Source organism: Rhizobium centroccidentale (genome assembly GCF_030182565.1).
In the GTDB taxonomy this organism is placed as follows: domain Bacteria; phylum Pseudomonadota; class Alphaproteobacteria; order Rhizobiales; family Rhizobiaceae; genus Rhizobium.
In genome coordinates this window covers 81,461-98,476 of the sequence record NZ_JAQJCG010000018.1, presented here as the reverse complement: position 1 = coordinate 98,476, position 17,016 = coordinate 81,461, and the positions used below count along the sequence as shown (strand labels likewise).

The 17,016-nt window shown below is 60.9% G+C and carries 10 protein-coding genes and 1 pseudogene; 6 read left to right on the top strand and 5 right to left on the bottom strand.

Annotation, left to right across the window (positions count from 1 at the left end):
• Positions 1-153 precede the first annotated feature (153 nt).
• The gene (locus PH562_RS22115; protein ID WP_285175633.1) at positions 154-4,944 is read left to right on the top strand and encodes an NAD-glutamate dehydrogenase; all 4,791 of its coding nucleotides are present in this window, start codon (positions 154-156) and stop codon (positions 4,942-4,944) included.
• Positions 4,945-4,993: 49 nt separating this feature from the next.
• Positions 4,994-6,382, top strand: coding sequence for an MFS transporter (locus PH562_RS22110; RefSeq protein WP_350223781.1), 1,389 nt, complete (start codon positions 4,994-4,996; stop codon positions 6,380-6,382).
• A 65-nt stretch (positions 6,383-6,447) separates the two neighbouring features.
• On the opposite strand, the gene purH is transcribed toward PH562_RS22110, so the two are convergent.
• The 4 genes from purH to htpX form a co-directional block, all read right to left on the bottom strand.
• Complete coding sequence (gene purH / locus PH562_RS22105) at positions 6,448-8,064, bottom strand: bifunctional phosphoribosylaminoimidazolecarboxamide formyltransferase/IMP cyclohydrolase (protein ID WP_285175632.1); 1,617 nt, start codon at positions 8,062-8,064, stop codon at positions 6,448-6,450.
• Between the two features lie 172 nt (positions 8,065-8,236).
• Complete coding sequence (locus PH562_RS22100) at positions 8,237-9,883, bottom strand: heparinase II/III family protein (protein ID WP_285175631.1); 1,647 nt, start codon at positions 9,881-9,883, stop codon at positions 8,237-8,239.
• Positions 9,884-10,031: 148 nt separating this feature from the next.
• Positions 10,032-11,441: an RsmB/NOP family class I SAM-dependent RNA methyltransferase gene (locus PH562_RS22095; protein WP_285175630.1), complete on the bottom strand. Its 1,410-nt coding sequence runs from the start codon at positions 11,439-11,441 to the stop codon at positions 10,032-10,034.
• Positions 11,438-12,436 carry a zinc metalloprotease HtpX gene (gene htpX / locus PH562_RS22090; protein ID WP_285175629.1) on the bottom strand — a complete coding sequence of 333 codons (999 nt, stop codon included), beginning with the start codon at positions 12,434-12,436 and terminating at the stop codon, positions 11,438-11,440. Before htpX ends, PH562_RS22095 begins: the two co-directional genes overlap by 4 nt.
• Positions 12,437-12,660: 224 nt before the next feature.
• Between htpX and PH562_RS22085 the strand changes: the two genes are divergently transcribed.
• The 4 genes and pseudogenes from PH562_RS22085 to PH562_RS22070 all read left to right on the top strand — a co-directional run bounded on the left by PH562_RS22085 (position 12,661) and on the right by PH562_RS22070 (position 14,900).
• Complete coding sequence (locus tag PH562_RS22085; RefSeq protein ID WP_113232959.1) at positions 12,661-12,888, top strand: DUF1674 domain-containing protein; 228 nt, start codon at positions 12,661-12,663, stop codon at positions 12,886-12,888.
• 37 nt (positions 12,889-12,925) lie between these two features.
• Positions 12,926-13,918, top strand: a complete 993-nt coding sequence (locus PH562_RS22080) for an alpha/beta hydrolase family protein (RefSeq protein WP_285175628.1) — start codon at positions 12,926-12,928, stop codon at positions 13,916-13,918.
• Between the two features lie 32 nt (positions 13,919-13,950).
• A pseudogene (locus PH562_RS22075) lies at positions 13,951-14,055 on the top strand (DUF1674 domain-containing protein); the annotation flags it as partial.
• A 68-nt stretch (positions 14,056-14,123) separates the two neighbouring features.
• On the top strand, positions 14,124-14,900 hold the full coding sequence (locus PH562_RS22070) for a DUF3658 domain-containing protein (protein ID WP_285175627.1): 777 nt from the start codon (positions 14,124-14,126) through the stop codon (positions 14,898-14,900).
• A 118-nt stretch (positions 14,901-15,018) separates the two neighbouring features.
• On the opposite strand, the gene acs is transcribed toward PH562_RS22070, so the two are convergent.
• The gene (gene acs, locus PH562_RS22065; protein ID WP_285175626.1) at positions 15,019-16,977 is read right to left on the bottom strand and encodes an acetate--CoA ligase; all 1,959 of its coding nucleotides are present in this window, start codon (positions 16,975-16,977) and stop codon (positions 15,019-15,021) included.
• Positions 16,978-17,016 lie beyond the last annotated feature (39 nt).

Sequence of the window (17,016 nt, the reverse complement as noted above, 5' to 3'; positions counted from 1 at the left end):
CCGCTTTGCATCGGGATCGCGCCCTCCGGCAAGATTTTTAAAAAAAACCGGCCAAAATCAGTCCGAAAGCAACCAAATTCGCATTCTTTTTGCCAGTTTTTTCGCTAAACCTTCTGCTACTGTCGTCAAAATTCGAAAATCGGGAGGAATTCCATGGCGCCTAAGACCAATCCGAAACGGGAAAAACAGATTGAAGCGGCACGCAAGATAGCCGCGGCAACGGGCGAGGCGCATCTCGATCCCGAAATCCTGTTCGGCCGGGCAAGCAATGACGACATGGAGCTGTACAGCCCGGAAATGCTGGCCCTTGCCGCAACGCACGCGGCCAAGGAACTGGCAGCCTGGAGCGGCACCTCTCCGCGTGTGAGCATAGAACAGGTCGCCAATATCGAACCCGATGGCGTTGCGGTGTCGATCCTCTCGATCACCGACCACAACATGCCCTTCCTCTATGAATCGATCATGGGCGAAGTGACCAGCAGCTACCGCGATCTCTATATGGCCGTCCACCCGATCCTGGTCATTGAGAAGGGCAAGCAGCCGAGCCTTTATTCCGCCGATCAACCGAGCGATCCGGCCCATCGCGTCAGCCATATCCAGCTTCATCTCTCGCCCCTGACGACAGCGCAGGCGACCGATCTGACCAAGCGGATCCAGACCGTGCTCGATCAGACGCATCTTGCCGTTTCCGACTGGAAGCCGATGCTGTCGCGCCTCGATACAGTGATATCGGAACTATCGACCTATGAGGCTGCCGGCCGCCGCAAGAATGACCGCGATGAGGCGCTTGCTTTCCTTGCCTGGCTACGCGACGGCAATTTCACCTTCCTCGGCATGCGCGAATATGTCTATTCGGGCAAGGGCGCCAACGCCAAAGTCGAGCGGGATCGTGGCACGGGCCTCGGCATCCTCTCCAATCCGGATGTCCGCGTTCTCCGGCAGGGCAAGGACGCCGTCACTACCACGCCGGAAATCCTCGCCTTCCTCGACGGCCCGGATTTCCTGATCGTCACCAAGGCGAACGTCAAATCGGTCGTCCACCGCCGCGCCTACATGGATTATGTCGGCGTCAAGCGTTTCGACGCCGATGGCAACGTAACGGGCGAGCTGCGCATCGTCGGCCTCTTCACATCGACGGCTTATACCAGCGCTGCTGCCGAAGTGCCGCTGCTGCGCTCGAAGGTGCAGAAGGTCAAGGATCACTTCGGCTTCGATCCCACGAGCCACTCAGGCCGCATGCTCGAAAACACACTGGAATCCTATCCCCGCGACGACCTCTTCCAGATCGATACGACCCTGCTCGCAAGCTTCGCCGAACAGATCAACGATCTGACCGACCGGCCGCGCGTGCGCGCATTGCCACGCATCGACCATTTCGATCGCTTCGTTTCGGTCATCGTCTATGTCCCGCGCGAGGAATATGATTCCGTCGTTCGCGAGAAGATCGGCAACTACCTGAAGTCAGTCTATGACGGCCGTGTCTCCGCTTATTACCCGGCTTTCCCGGAAGGCGGCGTGGCGCGCGTGCATTTCATCATCGGCCGCAGCGCCGGCAAGACGCCGCATGTTCCGCAAGGCAAGCTCGAAGAGGCGATCCGCGCCATAACAGCCCGGTGGGACGAGCGCTTCGTCATGCTGGCCGGCCCGAAAGCGCCGAGCATTTCCGTCAGCCAGGCCTTCCAGGAGGCCTTTTCGCCGGAAGATGCCTTTGCCGATCTGCCTGATATCATTGCCACAGCCGGCACCGAGCCGATCCGCATCGGCTTCTATATCCGCAAGGATGAAGCGAGTGACATTCTCTCGCTGAAGATCTTCCATGGAGACGGCAATCTGGCGCTGTCGCGCCGCGTGCCGCTCTTGGAAAATCTCGGCTTCAACGTCATCAGCGAGCGCACCTTCGATATCTACGTCACGGCCAAGGACGGCTCGACCGGCCATGTCGTGCTGCATGACATGGAGCTCGAGGCCCGCAATGGCCTGACCATCGATCTCGCCCGCCACGGCGCGGCTCTCGAGGAAGCTTTCCTCGCCGCCTTCGGTGGCACGATCGACAACGACGCCTTCAACAGGCTGATCGTCTCTGCCGATCTCTCCGCCCGCGAAACCAATGTGCTGCGCGCCTATTCCCGCTATCTCAGACAGGCCGGCATCGCCTATTCGCAGGATTACATCGCCGCAACGCTGGACAAATATCCTGGGATCGCCGCATCGCTCTTCCGCCTCTTCTACGACACGCTCGATCCGAAGCTCAGCGACAAGAACCGTACGAAGAAGCTCTCCGACCTGCATGCGGGCATCGAAGCCGAGCTTGCCGACGTTCCGAGCCTTGACGACGACCGCATCCTGCGCCGCTACGTCAACGCCATCGATGCGACGCTGCGCACCAACTATTTCCAGAAGAACGCGGATGGCACGCCGAAAGCCATGCTCGCCTTCAAGCTCGATCCGAAGCTGCTCGACGGCCTGCCCGAACCGCGACCGTTCCGCGAAATCTTCGTCTACGGCGTCGAAGTGGAAGGTGTGCATCTGCGCTTCGGCAAGGTGGCGCGCGGCGGCCTGCGCTGGTCTGACCGCGCCGAGGACTATCGCACCGAAGTGCTGGGCCTCGTGAAGGCACAGCAAGTCAAGAACGCCGTTATCGTGCCTGTCGGCGCCAAGGGAGGCTTCTATCCGAAGAAGCTCCCGGTCGGCGGGAGCCGCGACGAGATCTTTAACGCCGGCCGCGAGGCCTACAAGACCTATATCCGCACCCTGCTGTCGATCACCGACAACATCTCCGGCGCCGATATCATCCCGCCTGCCGATACGGTCCGGCTCGATGGCGACGACCCCTATTTCGTCGTCGCCGCCGACAAGGGCACCGCGACTTTCTCCGACACCGCCAATGCGCTGGCACAGGAAGCCGGTTTCTGGCTCGACGATGCCTTTGCGTCAGGCGGCTCGGCCGGCTACGACCACAAGAAGATGGGCATCACCGCCCGCGGCGCCTGGGAAACCGTGAAGCGCCACTTCCGCGAAATGGACATCGACATCCAGACGACGCCTTTCAACGTCGTCGGCGTCGGCGACATGTCCGGTGATGTCTTCGGCAACGGCATGCTGCTGTCGCCGAAAATCCGCCTGCTCGCTGCCTTCGACCATCGCGACATCTTCATCGATCCCGATCCGGATATGGCAAAGACGCTCGCCGAGCGGCAGCGCCTGTTCGACCTGCCACGCTCGAGCTGGCAGGATTTCGACAAGTCGGTCCTGTCGAAGGGCGCGATGATCATTTCCCGCTCGGCAAAGTCGGTCACGCTGACGCCGGAAGCCGCCGCTGCCATTGGCATCGAAAAGTCGGTTGCAACGCCCTTTGAGATCATGACGGCGATCCTCAAGGCACCCGTCGACCTGCTGTGGTTCGGCGGCATCGGCACCTACGTCAAGGCGCCATCCGAAACGGACTCGGAAGTCGGCGACCGTGCCAACGATCCGATCCGCATCACCGCCGAGGAAGTCCGCGCCAGGGTGATCGGCGAGGGCGCCAATCTCGGCGTCACGCAGAAGGGCCGCATCGCCTATGGCCTGAAGGGCGGGCGCTGCAACTCCGATGCCATCGACAACTCCGCCGGCGTCAACACCTCCGACGTCGAGGTCAACATCAAGATCGCGCTCGCCAATGCCATGTTCGACGAGCGGCTGACACGCGCCAAGCGCGATACGCTGCTCGCCTCCATGACCGACGAGGTGGCAGCGCTCGTCCTGCGCAACAACTACCTGCAATCCCTGGCGATCTCGCTGACCGAGCGCAAAGGCACCGGCAACGCCCTCGAACTCAGCCGCTTCATGAGCGTGCTGGAAGCGGCAAAACAGCTCAACCGCAAGGTCGAGACCCTGCCGGACGATCAGACCTTCGCCGAGCGTTATGCCAACGGACGCCCGTTGACCCGCGCCGAAATCGGCGTGCTGCTCTCCTACGCCAAGATCGTGCTCTTCGACGCGATTGTCGCCAGCAACCTGCCTGACGATCCCTATTTCGCCGCCACCCTCAGCCGCTATTTCCCGGCCAAGATGCAGCGTTCGAACGCCACGGATATCGAAAGCCATCGCCTGCGCCGCGAAATCATCGGCACGGCGCTCGCCAACGAAGCGATCAATCGTGGCGGTCCGGGCTTTGCCGTCAGCATGATGGATGCGACGGCGGCATCGGCGGCCGAAGTGGTCAAGGCCGCCGTTATCGCCCGCGACGGCTTCGATCTCGATCGGCTCTGGAACGAGACGGATGCGCTTGATGGTAAGGTGGGCGGCCAGATGCAGAACCGCGTCTATGGCGAGATCACCGAAGTCTATACCGTGCTGACGCGGCTCCTGCTGAAGACCGGGGCCGCCAAGGGCGAGATCGAGGAAACCGTTAGCCGGCTTCGCGCAGCTCTGAAGAAACTGCGACCTGTCTTCCTGACCCATATCCCGGCGGATTTTGCCGCCGAAATCGCCGCTCGCGAAGCGGAATACCAGGCTGCCGGCCTGCCGGAGAAGCTGGCTTCGGAGATCGCAACCATCTACGCGCTCGTCCTCGTGCCGGAGATCATGCAGATCGCCGAACGCACCGGCGATACGCTGAACCGGGCAGCCGAAAGCTACTTTACCGTCTCGCAGACCTTCCGCGTCGGCCGCCTGCTGCTCGCCGGCAGCCGGATCGTCACAGGCGATCACTATGAGAGCCTCGCCTTGGCGCGCAGTCTCGACCAGATCGCCGGCGCGCGCCGCGATATCGTCATCTCCGCCTTGTCCAATCATCCGAAGGACAAGCAGCCGGTCCAAGCATGGCATGCGGAAGACCGGGTCCGCATCAATCGCATCGCCGAGGAACTCGGCGGCCTCAGCGAAAGTGGCGATCCCAACCTCGCCCGCATCACTGTCGCCGCCGGCCTGCTCAGCGATCTTGCGAACGGTCGGGCAAGGTGAGACAGTCCGCCCCAACCCGTTAGGCGGATGAGGGATTGAGGGGCAGGATCTGGTGGCAACCGAAGTTAGCAATGACGTGCCGGCGAAAGTGCCGGCACACGGCATCTGGGGCTGGATGTTCTTCGACTGGGCGGCTCAGCCGTTCTTCACCGTCGTCACTACCTTCATCTTCGGTCCCTATTTCGTCGCGCGGCTGACGGCCGATCCTGTCTCCGCCCAGACGACCTGGAGCAACATGGCGACGATCTCCTCGGTGATCATCGCCATCCTCTCGCCGGTCCTCGGCTCGATCGCCGATCAATCCGGCGCCCGCAAACCATGGATCGCCTTCTTCGCCGTCATCAAGATTGCAAGCCTTTTCTGCCTCTGGGGCGCAGCCCCCGGGTCGCCAGTCATCTATCCGGTGATCTTCATGATCCTGGCTTCCATCTCGGCCGAGTTCTCGATCGTCTTCAACGATTCCATGATGCCACGGCTGGTGGCTAAGGACGATGTCGGCAGGCTGTCGAACGCCGCTTGGGGGCTCGGCTATCTCGGCGGCATGATCGTGCTGATCACGGTCGTGACCTTGCTCGCCGGCAATCCGCAGACCGGCAAGACCATTCTCGGCCTGACACCGCTCTTTGGCCTCGATGCCACACTCGGCGAGGATGCGCGCATCACCGGGCCAATCTCGGCTGTGTGGTATTTCATCTTCATTCTGCCGATGTTCCTCTTCACACCGGATGCCGCCCGCGGCCTGCCGCTTGGCGCCGCCGTTCGCTCGGGCCTGCGTGAACTATCGGCGACCTTGGGCGAGCTGAAGCGTCGGCGCGGCATCAGTCTCTTTCTCATCGCCCGCATGATCTACCAGGATGGCGTCAACGGCCTCTTGATCCTCGGCGGCACCTTTGCGGCCGGCATGTTCGGCTGGGCGACGATCGAGATCGGCATCTACGGCATCATCCTCAACGTCATCGCCATTTTCGGCTGCTTCGCCGCCGGCTATGTCGATCGCTGGCTGGGCTCGAAGACGACCGTCGTCATCAGCCTGACATTGCTGCTTGTCGCGACCTTCGGCATCATCTCCACCGGACCCGGCTTCACGCTCTTCGGCCTCGTATCGCTATCAACTGTAAGCGCCGGCGGCCTGTTCGGCACTGCGGCGGAAAAGGCCTATATCGGCTACGGCCTGCTGATCGGTATCGCCTTCGGACCTGTGCAGGCCTCCTCGCGTTCCTATCTCGCCCGCAGCGTCAACCTCTCGGAAGCCGGCCGCTATTTCGGCATCTACGCACTGTCAGGCCGCGCCACGAGCTTCATGGCAACATTGTTCTTCTCGCTGGTAACCTATTGGAGCGGCTCAGCCCGCCTCGGCATGGCAACGCTCGTCATCTTTCTTGCCGGCGGCCTGCTGCTTCTGCTGCCGACGCCCTATCCAGCCGATAAGACGAAGTAGGCAAAGAAAATCCCGGCGGGCGAACCAGCCGGGATATAAGTTTTTAAATCTGGTATATCCGCCGATCAATGGCGGAAATGGCGCACGCCGGTGAAGACCATCGCGACATTGTGCTCATTGGCCGCGTCGATCACTTCCTGGTCGCGCATCGAGCCGCCAGGCTGGATGACGGCCGTGGCGCCTGCGGCGATCGCGGAGAGCAGGCCGTCGGCAAAGGGCAGGAAGGCTTCGGAGGCAACGGCGGAACCGCGCGTCAGCGGCTCGGCAAGACCCATGGCCTTGGCGGCTTCCTCGGCCTTGATGGCAGCGATGCGAGCGGAATCGACACGGCTCATCTGTCCGGCGCCGATGCCGGCAGTCTGGCCATCCTTGGCATAGACGACGGCATTCGACTTCACATGCTTGGCGACACGGAAGGCGAACTTCATGTCCTCAAGCTCCTGTGCCGTCGGCGCGCGCTTAGTGACGACCTTGAGCTCCATATCCTCGACCAAAGCGTTGTCGCGGTTCTGGACGAGCAGGCCGCCGGAGACGGTCTTGGCGGTAAGGCCAGCTATGCGGGGATCGGGTAGGGCGCCGACCGAGAGGAGGCGGAGGTTCGGCTTGCGGGCGATGATCGCCTTGGCATCCTCGCTGACTTCGGGCGCGATTATGACCTCGGTGAAGAGCTTGACGATCTCTTCGGCCGTTTCGGCGTCGAGCAGGCTGTTCAGTGCGATGATGCCACCGAAGGCCGAGGTGGAATCGCAGGCGAGAGCGCGCTTATAGGCTTCCACCAGGCTCGGACCGGTGGCGACACCACAGGGATTGGCGTGCTTGATGATCGCGCAGGCCGGCCCCTTTTCCGGCAGGAACTCGGCAACGAGCTCATAGGCGGCATCGGTATCGTTGATGTTGTTGTAGGATAGCTGCTTGCCTTGGATGAGCGTCGCCGTGGAAACGCCGGGGCGGTTTTCGCCGGTCACGTAGAAGGCCGCCTTCTGATGCGGGTTCTCGCCGTAGCGCATCTCCTCGCGCAGCACGCCGCCGATGACGCGATGGCGCGGCGTGGCGATATCGAGCGCTTCGGCAAACCAGTTGGAGATCATCGCATCGTAAGCTGCGGTGCGGGCAAAGGCCTTGGCGGCCATGCGCTTGCGGAAATCATAGGTCGTCTGGCCGGCGTCGGCGGAAAGCTGGGCCAGCAGCTCGGCATAATCGGCGGGATCGGTAAGCGTCGTCACATAGGCGTGGTTCTTGGCCGAAGCGCGGATCATCGCCGGACCACCGATGTCGATATTCTCGACTGTCGTCGGATAATCGCCGCCTGCCTTGCGCACGTCCTCGAAGGGATAGAGGTTGATGACGGCAAGATCGATGCCTTCGATGCCATGCTCCTTCATCGCAGCCTGATGCTCGGCATCGTCACGGATGGCGAGCAGGCCGCCATGCACCTTCGGATGCAGCGTCTTGACGCGCCCGTCCATGATCTCCGGAAAATTCGTCACTTCCGACACGTCGGTCACCGCGAGGCCCGCTGCAGCAATCGCCTTGTGCGTGCCGCCGGTCGACAGCAGGCGCACGCCCTGTTCGCTGAGCGCACGCGCCAGCTCGACGATGCCGGTCTTGTCGAAAACGGACAGAAGCGCGGTTTTCACCTTCACCTTGTCGGGAGCGGGAATTTTCTTGGAAACGACGGCCATGGGCTTTCTCCGGTCTAGAGCAACTCCAGGAAAAGTGTATGGCGGTTTTCCGTCCGGAGTTGCGATAACAAAAAACAGAGCGGAAACGCTCTGGAATGAGGAGATGTGGCGTCCGGCGTAGATGGCGCGGGACGGATAATGCCGCCCCGTTAGCATAGCTCACGCGCTTAGCCTATGGCCGATGCGATAAAAACCAGCGGATTTCCGGCTTTTCCGTGATCCGAAAGACGATCTCGAGCTGATCGGAAGAACGCATCCCCGAGGGATCGGCAAAGAAGATATCCTCCGCCACAAGCACCTCGTTGCCGGGCGAGGAGAAGACCCATGTCTCTCCATCCGGCGCGATCAGCAGCGCGGAATCCGTTTCCGTCTGCAAAAGGCTGATGGAAGGGTGAATGTGAAAGCGGGCCGAAGCGATGCCCTCACCCTTCGACTGATGCTTCTTGCCCTCCGGCACAAAGAACCGGTCGCGGCCGGCGACGATCGTGCCGCTGGCATTCAGACTGATCTCGCGCTCATGGACATAACCGAAGGCGGAGAGGTAGCCGTCATGCGCGGCACGGACATAGTCGCGTCCGTCCTCGGTCTCAGCGCGCTCGACGATGACCTTCTTCACGCCTGCGACCATGATCGGCCCCAGCGATTTCGATTTGGAGAACTGACAGGATGAGGTGTCGTTTAGCGTCACGGTCGAATGCGCCGCCGTCGCCCGCGCCGCCTGCATGAAGCGGTCACCGGCAAATTCGGGCGCGCCGGAATTGATGATGAAGCGCGTCTTGCCCGACGACATCTCGAAGGAGAGACAGCCGGCATGCGCCGTGCGGCTGAGATCGGTCGAAGCTGCTGTCCCGGCATCGATGATGACAACGGCCTGGCCGGCGGCCAAACGATGATACTTGGTATGCGGCAACGCCTTGAAGGCCTGACCGGCCGTTTCGTCATAGCGCAGCACCGACATCAGCTCATTGGCGAGCGTCGATGTCGCACCGTTGAACAGCGCCAGATCACCATCCTGGTGGCGGAAGAAGCGCAGCGCCGGATACATGCGATCGATACCAGAGATCAGCCGCACCGGCACGTCATGGCCGAGATTGACGTAGGTCTGGCGCAGCGGCAGCAGATCGAGCAGCAATTCCAGCGAGGCGCGCGGATTGCGCGAGATATGGCCGCCATCCTGCAGAATCTGCCGGTCGATCTCCCGGTCGAGCGCCTGCCCCGCCCGCTTCAGCGTGAGAGAACTGCTCGGCATGGCGACCGAGGCCATGGCAAGCGCGATGCGAACGCGAAACCGTGTGATGCCGTCAGGCGACGACGCAACGATCCGCCGCAGAAAGCGCACATGGAAGACGAGCATACGCATGAAACGGCGGTAGAAACCGCTATCTGTACCCTGCAGGAGCACGGGCGAATGCGACAGAAGCGCGATCAGCCGCTGCGCCGCTATATCGGGCGACCACGCAAGGCCGTGCAGCCGGCGGCCATGGACCGCAATCCAGTCGGTAAGGATCGACCGCGCCATGGCCGAGGCCTGATCGCTCTTTTCCGCCCGCAAATGCCGCAGCCAGCGAAAATTATGCAGCCGGGCAGCAAAGGCCAGCGACGGCAGCTCCAATGAGAAGGGCGACGCACCTTGTGTTTCCAGAACGCGCCCGGCGAGCAGAATGCGGCCGTTCAAAAGCTCTTCGACGAAAAAGGGATCGACGCTGCGCAGATCGGTCGGTGCCACGATCAGGCGGTCCGGCACACGCATCGTGTGGCGGGTGAGACGCAATCGCGTCAACGCCGCGCGGCGCGACATCCGCCGCCATGCTTCCCGCATGTATGAACTCACTAAACCCTGCCGCAGATCTGCATATTTGCTTCTGCTTACTCTCATTACCCGTGGTTAAAAAGAGGTTACAGATATACCAATTAAAGACATGTTCGCCGGTTTTTTAACCGTCCGGTAAAAACGATTCGAGGTGGGACTAATGCGTGCGGCGAAGCACGACGGCAAAGAAGCCGTCGAGGCCGGAGGCGAAACCATCGGCAAGCGGCAGCATATCCGGCGTGGTGCGGAAGGCTCCAAGCGGCGAAATCGCCGCTTCCAGACCCGGCCAATCGCCTGATGCGATCGGTACGCGCTCGACATTGCCAGTATCGGCAAGCAAGCGTGCAACCAGATCTTCGCCCTCTTCGGGATCGAGCGAACAGTTGGAGAAGACCACCACACCGCCCGGTTTGACCAAGGACAGGGCATGGCGAATCAGGCGTTCCTGCAGGGCGGCCAGCTTGGCGATATCCTCCGGTCCCTTGGTCCAGAGCACATCCGGATGGCGGCGCGTCGTTCCCGTCGAGGAGCAGGGGGCATCGAGAAGAGCGGCGTCGAAAAGTTCGTCGGGCTGATATTTGCTCATATCGGCAACGACGGTTTCTGCTTCGAAGCCAAGGCGTGCCAGATTGCCGGATAGCCTCTTCAGGCGATTGGCGGATTGATCGAGAGCCGTGACCTCAGCGCCGGCGAGAATGAGTTGCGCCGTCTTGCCGCCAGGTGCTGCGCAAAGGTCCACGACCCGCTTGCCGGCCAGCGAGCCGAAAAGCTTTGCCGGAATGCTGGCGGCAGCATCCTGAACCCACCACTCGCCATCCTCGAAGCCTTCCAGCGAGGGAATGGACCCTTCGAACGCGGCAAGCCGCACGCCGCCAGTCGGCAGCACCATGCCATTCAGCCGCTTTGCCCAACCCTCGGCATCGGATTTCACAGTAAGATCGATCGCCGCAGGCTCGAGCTGCGTGTCGGAAATCCTGAGCGCCGCAGGCGCGCCATAGGCAACTTCCAGGCGGGACAGGAACCAATCCGGCATGGCCGGCACCTTCGAGACCCGCTCGAGAATCTCCTGCTTCTCGCGGCCGATGCGGCGAAGAATGGCATTGACTAGCTTGGCGAAACGGCGATTGCGGGGATCACGGTTGGCCTGCTCGACGGCAAGATCGACGGCGGAATGATCCGGCACGTCGAGATAGAGGATCTGCGTCGCACCGACAACAAGCACATGATGCAGCGCGCGCGCACCCTCCGGCAGCGGTGAGTCGAGCAGCGACGATATCGCCGCCTCGATGCGCGGCAGGTGCCTAAGCGCGCTGTTCAAGATTGCTCGCACCAAAGCACGATCGCCATCACTGAGCGTCGTATAGGCGGCGCTGCCGCCTTCGGCATCGAGCATGCCGTCGAGTGGCGTCTTGCGGTCCAGCACGGCTCCCAGGATCTTCGACGCCGCCGCCCGGGCCGCAAGGCCGGGCTTCGGCGGAGACGAATCGACCGGCCTCGGCGGCTGCGGCCGTTTGCCCGATCGTTTTCCGTCTCTCTTGGAAGCGTTGTTTTTCGTGTCAGAACTCAAGACCAGGGACCCTTCGGCGGTTGCGAACCACCGCGACCCGTATTCGGCACGGAGCGCGATTTGCGCCCCGGATTAGCAGTGAAGGACGGTCCCGTCGAGCCAAAGCCGGAAGATGGGCCGGAAGACGGTGTCATCGACGAGGCACCACCGCCGCCGTAACGGGCCATGTCATGCAGCGCGGCGATGCGGTTTTCCGTGTTCGGATGGGTAGAAAACAGGTTGTCCATGCGCTCGCCGGAGAGCGGATTGATGATGAACATATGTGCCGTCGCCGGATGTCCCTCGGCCTCTTCGTTCGGAATATGCGCCGCGCCGCGGGCGATCTTGCCGAGCGCAGAGGCGAGCCACAGCGGATTGCCGCAGATTTCCGCGCCGCGGCGGTCGGCAGAATATTCGCGCGTCCGGCTGATCGCCATCTGCACCAGCATGGCGGCCAGGGGAGCGACAATCATCGCCACGAGTACGCCGACCATGCCGAGCGGATTGTTGTTGTCGCGGCGCCCGCCGAAGAAGAAAGCGAAATTGCCGAGCATGGAAATGGCGCCGGCAAGCGTCGCCGTGATCGTCATGGTCAGCGTGTCGCGGTTCTGCACGTGGGCAAGTTCGTGGGCCATTACGCCGGCCACTTCTTCGGGCGTCAGCGCGTGCAGCAGGCCGGTGGAGGCGGCAACGGCGGCATTTTCGGGGTTGCGGCCCGTCGCAAAGGCGTTCGGCTGCGGGCTGTCATAGAGATAAACCCTAGGCATCGGCAGGCCGGCATTGCGGGCGAGATCGCGGACGATGCGGTAGAATTCCGGCGCGCTGCGCTCATCCACCTCCTGCGCACTATAGGTGGAGAGTACCATCCGGTCCGAATTCCAGTAGGAAAAGAAATTCATGCCGGCAGCGACGACAAATGCGATCAGCATGCCCGATTGGCCGCCGATCAGAAAGCCGACGCCCATGAAGAGCGCGGTCATGAAGGCAAGCAGCATGGCTGTACGCATGAGATTCATCGAGAGGTCTCCAACACATCTGGTGTCCAAACCTTTTTCTTTGCGGCCGGACACGCCGGAGGCGGATGATTTCAGGTCTCTTCGACCTGAAATCTGAATCCGCTCCGGAATCAAAAAAAGCAGAGCATGATGTTATCCGAAAACCGTTCACACTTTTCGGCATCATGCTCTATGATTTGGCTATTCCTCCCTCCATTTCAATATTCCGGAGGTCATACGAGACCATGCAGACAGCAGATAACGACAACAATATCGACACCGAAGCCGGCGAAGCGACCCGCAAGCCGCTCTCGCCCGCCGCCAAGCGCGCCCTTGCCGAAGCCGAGGAGCGCCGCAAAGCGCAGGAAGCTCAAGCACAGGCCGAACTTCCCCCCGAAATCGGTGGCCGCGGCGGCGCCGACCCCGCCCGATTTGGGGACTGGGAAATCAACGGCCGGGCTATCGATTTTTGAGATCAGGTTAGGTTAGCCATCGTTCGATGAAAGAATAATGCCTGTAGGTTTCGCTCAAGGTCTGTCCTTTGATAGGAAGCGCGCAAACTGGAGCCGCACGGGCCACCGCCCTCTGGCTTGGTGCGCGTGGTATCCGGCCGATGATGATGCAGTCGAAATTGCACCTTCGCCGTCCTGGTTTAAGCAAAAGCCGGTCGCGCCCAACGCGCCGATGAAGAAATCTTCCGATCCACTCCCCCTGGTGTTGTTGTCTCATGGGTCCGGCGGCCTTGCCATCGGGCTGGAATGGCTCGGACTTCGCCTGGCGCAGGCGGGCTTCGTAGCCTTGGGCATCGACCATCACGGCCATACAGGTTCGGAACCCTACAGGGCTGAGGGGTTCCTCTGTCTCTGGGAGCGTGCAACTGATCTGACCGCCTTGCTCGATGCCAATGACTGGAGAGAGGTTTTAGGCGGGACCGTCGAAGACCATGCCTGCGTCGCAGGCTTCTCCGCCGGCGCCTATACCGCGATGCTGCTTGTCGGTGCGCGCGTCGCATACTCTCAATTCGAACCCGATAACCCTCAGAAGAGCCCCATACGTGGCCCGAGAGAATTCCCCGATTTGGTGGATCGCATTCCTTCGCTTCTTCAGGACGAGATGTTCCTGGAATCCTGGAATCGACGACGGGACAGTTTTAGGGATGACAGATTGAAAGCCGCTTTGGCGATCGCGCCGGGTCGGTCGGTTCTGGGCTTTGCCAGGGAAAGCCTCGAAGAAATAACAGCACCCGTTCAGATCGTTGGCGGCGACGCAGATATTATAGCGCCGGCCCGCGAATGCTGCACATGGCTCCACGAGAATCTGCGCTCGAGTTCCCTTGAAATCATGGGCGGCGGAGTGGGCCATTATACGTTTTTGCCTGAGCCTACATCACAAGGCCTCAAGGCCGCACCAGCAGTCTTTACCGACATTGCTGGCTTGGTGCGAGAAAACGTGCATAACCATGTTGCCCAAATGGCAATTGCTTTTTTCAGCACTGCGAAATGAGAAACTTAGGCGAGAGCCGAGGAGCGCAGGAAGCTCAAACACAGGCCGAATTACCCCTGGAAAGCGGCGGCCGTGGCGGTGCCGACCCCGCTCACTTCAGTGACTGGGAAATCAACGGCCGGGCGATCGATTTTTGATTCTCAACTAAATTCGAGTGCATTTGCCACGCTAATATGAACACCATTTCGCTCATCGGAACCGGGCAATGAAAACTTTGCATGTAACGCCTGGCTTTTCCGCCGCAGGCTCACTGCGCGAGGCACTCCGATTGGCGGGGCGGGAAGATGCCGTCCTGCCTTTCGGAGATGACCTGACTTGCGGACCGATTAATTCCGACGCGGCAGGTAGGGTAGCGTGGTGGCATCCATTTTACGAGGATGCCATGGACGAGCATTTTCTGAGCTTCTGGCGTCGCATCGACGAAAGCGAAGACAGATTGGTCGTCTGGTTTGGGCGCCATTGCGCACAGGAGCTTGCCTTCCGGCTCGCCTTTGCCTTCCACATGAACGGCCGCCCTTATGACGCCATCGACGTCACCGATTTGCGCCTTCCACGCCGCCAAAGTGAGGATGGGCAACCCAGGACTTACTCCCCGCAGGGAGTTTCCTTAATCGGAGCGGAAACTTTGGCAACGGTACTAGACGAAGCACAACCCGTCACACCTGAGCACGATCTTGCGAACCGGAATGAATGGAAGCGCTTGATGGGCGAAAATGCCCCTTTTCGCATTGTTACGTCGACAGGATTATTATCCGCGCCGCTCGATTATTGTGATCAATTCCTGCTCGAACACGCATCCCCAGAATGGCAAAAAATGGCGCGCATTGTCGGAAACACAATGGGTTTGACTTGCGACCCATACTACCAAGTTGGCGACGTTATGCTGCAGGCACGATTGATCGCTCTTATCGACGAAGGAAAGCTCATCGCTGAGGGTGATCCTTGGAATATCCAGACTTGTCGAATCCGGCTTCCGCAATAAGCTTTCGAGATCGGTGAAGGTTTCACGTGAAAATGAATTGGCGAGAGACAAGCCCTCGCCAACGCAAATTTCGTGATTTCACGACATGAATGGGAACGAACTGCTCGCTCCGATCATTTTAAGCCGCATCCGCCTTGTTCTGCCTATTGGCGATCAGATCATCGACCACAGCCGGATCGGCAAGTGTCGAGGTATCGCCAAGCGCGCCAAAATCGTCTTCCGCGATCTTGCGCAGGATGCGGCGCATGATCTTGCCGGAGCGGGTCTTCGGCAGGCCGGGGGTGAACTGGATCTTGTCCGGCGAGGCGATGGGGCCGATTTCGGCGCGAACGTGCTTCACCAGCTCCTGCCGCAACGCTTCTGTGCCTTCCATCCCGACCATCAGCGTTACATAGCAATAGATGCCCTGACCCTTGATCGAATGCGGATAGCCGACGACGGCGGCTTCCGACACATGCTTATGGGATACGAGTGCCGATTCCACTTCCGCCGTGCCGAGGCGGTGGCCCGAGACATTGAGCACGTCGTCGACGCGGCCGGTGATCCAGTAATAGCCGTCCTCGTCGCGGCGGCAGCCGTCGCCGGTAAAATATTTGCCCTTGTAGGTGGAGAAATAGGTCTGGATGAAACGCTCGTGGTCACCATAGACGGTGCGCATCTGGCCCGGCCAGCTGTCGGCGATGACGAGATTGCCGTCGGCCGCCCCTTCCAGCACATTGCCCTCATTGTCGACCAACTGCGGCTGCACGCCGAAGAAGGGCAGGGTGGCCGAACCGGCCTTCAGATCGGTCGCGCCCGGAAGCGGCGTGATCATGTGGCCGCCGGTTTCCGTCTGCCACCAGGTATCGACGATCGGGCAGCGGCTGTCACCGACCACCTTGTAATACCACTCCCAGGCTTCCGGATTGATGGGTTCGCCGACGGTGCCAAGGATGCGCAGACTGGAGCGCGAGGCGCGCTTGACGAACTGATCGCCAGCGCCCATCAGCGAGCGGATCGCCGTCGGGGCGGTGTAGAAGATGTTGACCTTGTGCTTGTCGATCACATCCCAGAAACGGCCCTGGTCGGGGTAGTTCGGCACGCCTTCGAACATCAGCGAGGTCGCCGCATTGGCGAGCGGTCCATAGACGATATAGGAATGGCCGGTCACCCAGCCGACATCGGCCGTGCACCAATAGATATCGCCGGGATGATAGTCGAACACATATTCATGCGTCATCGCCGCATAGACGAGATAGCCGGCCGTCGTGTGCAGCACGCCCTTCGGCTTGCCCGTCGAGCCGGAGGTGTAGAGAATGAACAGCGGATCTTCCGCCTTCATCTTCGCCGGCGGGCAGTCCGCCTTCACCTTGGCGGTTTCCTCGTGATACCAGACATCGCGGCCGGGTTCCCAGGCAACCTTGCCGCCGGTGCGGCGCACGGCAATCACGGTCTTGACCGCAACCTGCTGCTTGGCGGCAATCTGAATTGCCTTGTCGGTGTTTTCCTTCAGCGGAATGGACTTGCCACCGCGGACTCCTTCATCGCAGGTGATGACGACGGTCGAGACGCAATCAACGATACGGCCGGCAAGCGCTTCCGGCGAGAAACCGCCGAAGACGACGGAATGCACCGCGCCGATGCGGGCGCAGGCCAGCATCGCATAAGCGGCTTCCGGGATCATTGGCATGTAGATGGTAACGCGGTCGCCCTTTTTGACGCCGTGCTTCTTCAAGACATTCGCCAGCCGGCAGACCTGCTCGTAGAGCTCGTTATAAGTGATCTTTTTATCGATATAGGGATTGTCGCCTTCCCAGATGAAGGCGACGCGATCGCCATGCTTCTTCAGATGCCGGTCGATGCAATTATAGGAGACGTTGGTGACGCCGTCCTCGAACCACTTGATCGAGACCTGGCCGGTAAAGGATGTGTTCTTGACCTTCGTGTAGGGCTTGAACCAGTCGATGCGCTTTCCGTGCTTGCCCCAGAATTTGTCGGGATCCTCGACGCTCTGCTCATACCATTTCTGGTACTTCGCCTTGTCGATCAGGGCGCGCGCCTTGACCGGTTTGGTCACGGGATGGATCTTCTCCGACATTGTTTCCTCCTCAAATCCTCGCACCCCGATTTGTAACCG

What these genes read in the sequence shown, in the direction of transcription:
- htpX (WP_285175629.1), bottom strand. Translation starts at nt 12,436, where the DNA reads ATGAATCTCATGCGTACAGCCATGCTGCTTGCCTTCATGACCGCGCTC.
- PH562_RS22070 (WP_285175627.1), top strand. Translation starts at nt 14,124, where the DNA reads ATGAAAACTTTGCATGTAACGCCTGGCTTTTCCGCCGCAGGCTCACTG.
- PH562_RS22080 (WP_285175628.1), top strand. Translation starts at nt 12,926, where the DNA reads ATGCCTGTAGGTTTCGCTCAAGGTCTGTCCTTTGATAGGAAGCGCGCA.
- acs (WP_285175626.1), bottom strand. Translation starts at nt 16,977, where the DNA reads ATGTCGGAGAAGATCCATCCCGTGACCAAACCGGTCAAGGCGCGCGCC.
- PH562_RS22115 (WP_285175633.1), top strand. Translation starts at nt 154, where the DNA reads ATGGCGCCTAAGACCAATCCGAAACGGGAAAAACAGATTGAAGCGGCA.
- purH (WP_285175632.1), bottom strand. Translation starts at nt 8,064, where the DNA reads ATGGCCGTCGTTTCCAAGAAAATTCCCGCTCCCGACAAGGTGAAGGTG.
- PH562_RS22085 (WP_113232959.1), top strand. Translation starts at nt 12,661, where the DNA reads ATGCAGACAGCAGATAACGACAACAATATCGACACCGAAGCCGGCGAA.
- PH562_RS22100 (WP_285175631.1), bottom strand. Translation starts at nt 9,883, where the DNA reads ATGCGGGAAGCATGGCGGCGGATGTCGCGCCGCGCGGCGTTGACGCGA.